At 39.5% G+C, this 3029-nt stretch carries 1 protein-coding gene; it reads right to left on the bottom strand.

Annotated features, from left to right (window positions below; translation table 11 throughout):
- Positions 1–3029: RHS repeat domain-containing protein (locus tag MMP72_RS15730; RefSeq protein ID WP_241406209.1), on the bottom strand; the 3029-nt coding region annotated here is incomplete at both ends.

Here is a 3029-nt window from a genome sequence, read left to right as displayed (position 1 = left end):
ATCGGGTCTTTACTCACATATCTTGCACTATGTGGCTCATAATATCGGTAACGGTTATAGTGCAATCCTGTTTCTTGATCGTAATATTGACCTTGGAATCTGAGATTACTCTGCTCAAATGGATTATCTTGATTTAACGACTTAATCTCCAACGCAGTTCCCCAAGTATCTTGGGTGATTTCCCAAACACACTCACCTCTTGCATTGGTCATTGTCTGTGGCGTACCGACTTGATCGCAATGGTAAAAATTGATCTGCTCTAAATCCACTCGATTTTTACGGGTATCATTGCGCCATATAGGATCTTTATAAACCGAATAAGGTTTGTTTTGATATTCAGCATAATCAGGTGTTTCTATTAGTTGAATAAAATCTTTATATCCAGCTTGCAACAGTGGAACAAAGCTATTCGGTTCATACAGATAGTGCTTGGTAAAACTGTCTTGCTCTGATTTGCGAGATTCCCAAATCATCAAATCACCATCCCAGCCAAACAAGGTCAGCGCATCTACCGTTTTTTTGTAAAGTCTGCGCCCAAATACGTCATAGCCATAGTCCGTGGCTTGACCATTGTGATCACTGCGAATCAGTCGATTTTGATTATCCCATGTCAGTTTAAGCGTTTTACCTGCTTGTTTAGTCTCTATGACATTGCCTTGTGCATCGTAGTGGTAATGTTTTCCTTGATAGCTTCTGACCAGATTATTTTTAATTTGTGCCGTACTAGATGCGGATACAGGGTCGATCAAATTACCCGCAGGATCAAAGCTAAAACTCTCTGTTTTATGTGCGCTTTGCGTTGTGATTAAGCGTCCATTTGGATCGTATTGATAATTAAGCTTACCCATGCGACTATCTTCAACTTGGCTAAGTAGGTAGTTTTGGTCGTAATGATAATGTCGATGCGCTTGGTACTGTAAATAGTCTTGCGTTTCTTGTTCAGGCTGAATGAGTTGTGAACTGAGTAAGCCAACGTCGTTATAGTGTTTAGTTTGGATGAGTCCATTTGCCAATAAGCGTGTTGTTTCTCGATGTAAGTCATCTCGTTGGAATGAAACCACGTCTTGTTTATTTAAGGCAATGGCATATAAATGTCCTGAGCCATAACTCAAATTGGCTTGTTCCTGTCCATCTGGACGGATTGTTTTAACTAGATTACCAAGTTCGTCATATTCATAACGTAAGACTGCAGTAAGTGGACTAAGCCCTGCTATTTTGTAGTGCTGATGCTCTCTCACCAATTGCCCAAGGGCATTGCGATAAAAATCAATTTGGCTAACCTCATTACTGGCTCGGCTCAGTTGACTGTTCAGGTTGTAATCAAATTGTTCTGTTTGCTTCTTTCCCGTATTTAAATGGGTAAAGCTTTTCGATGCGATTTGTCCATCTGCGTAATAATCAAATTGGGTCAAAATATTCGGTTGACGAATCTGGAATAGCCTGCCAATTTCACTGTAGCTATAGTGTTTTTCTTCTCCATCAAAGGCTTGTTCACGTACCAAATAACCATATTGATTGTAATCAAATAAATATTCTGCTTGGTTTTGGTTGATTAGTTTTTTTATGCGCCCTTGTTTATCCCATTGATAGCCAATGCGATGTCGATTAGCATCGATGCGTTGTTCGAGTAATCCTGTGGCATTGTATTGGTACTCAGTCACTAAACCTTTAGTGTCAATATGTTTGAGTAAACGCCCTTCTTCATCATGTTCAAAGTGTTCTTTTAATCCATCAGGGTAAACAATACTTTGAAGTTGTCCTTTGTCTCGACCTTGAGTGCTGTAAATGTACTGCACGACCTTATTATTTGCAGTTTGTTCAGCAGTTAATGAACCCTCTTCATCGTATTCCCAAGTACTGCTTTTGCCTGAGCAATCAGTATAGGAGGTCATTTGTCCTAATTCATTGTATTGAATTTTTTTGCTGCCGCCTTTGGCATCAATCACTTCGATCAATTGATTGTCATTGTTGTATTTATATTGGGTGATATGTCCCAAAGGATTTATTTCTTTACTGACATTACCCTTGGCATCATATTCTCGTTTCCAAATATTGCCTTCAGGATCTTTTGTTTCGACCAAATTGCCTTGCTCATCGTAGGCAAAACGAATTACCCCACCATTTGGCTGTACGATTTTGATGAGTTGGTCTTTGTCATTGTATTCTTGTTGTGTCTCACGTCCTTCAAAATCAATTTGACGAGTAATACGTTTTTGACTATCACGGCTGTACCACGATTCACGCCCATCTGCTAAACGTGTACGATAGGTAAATCCATTCAGATCAAAATAGTAATAGGTCGGGACATCGTAGGCGTCATAAACAGCGACTTGGCGTAAGCGAGGATGCCATTTGAGTTTGGTATGGTAACTACCATCATCTGCCCATTCTTCAATCGCTTTGGCTTGGGCGTCGGTTGATTCATAGCGAATATTTTGCCCACGCCCTGTACGATCTGTATAACGTGTGAGTTGATGGAAATGGTTGTATTCATAGTTTCGGACATGACCATTTTGATCAATGGCTTCAATTAAATTGCCTTGGGTATCATATTGATAACGCGCTAAAGGCTCAACCTGTTCATCAACAAAAACAGCAATGATTTTAACTTGCTCATTAAAAGCAAATTTTAATTTGTGTTGGGCATGTTCTAATTGGAAATCAACGCTTTGTAGATAGGCAATTTCATCAAAAACAAGGTAGCTTAAAACAACTTTTTCTTGTGTGTTTTCATTAAATTGTTGAATCAACTGATAAGGCCGACCAGCCGAAAATTGGTGGAATTGGAAATACCATTCTCCACCGAAGTTTAGTATTAAATCACCATCTTCGAGTGGTTGTACGGTTATCCCTTCAAATGGTACTTCATAAGCTTCAAATGGGATTGAAGCAGGGAATTGATGTTTCCGCCCTTTACTGTCTATAAATAAATAGCCTTGAGCATTGGGTTGAATCATGTTGGAAAATGGCATCATCCAACGTGCGCCAATCATGCTTCGATCAAACTCACCCATTTGTGAGCTGTATTG

It is taken from the genome of Acinetobacter sp. NIPH 2699 (assembly GCF_022549355.1).
Lineage (GTDB): Bacteria > Pseudomonadota > Gammaproteobacteria > Pseudomonadales > Moraxellaceae > Acinetobacter.
This window is presented reverse-complemented; position numbering and strand designations above follow the sequence as displayed.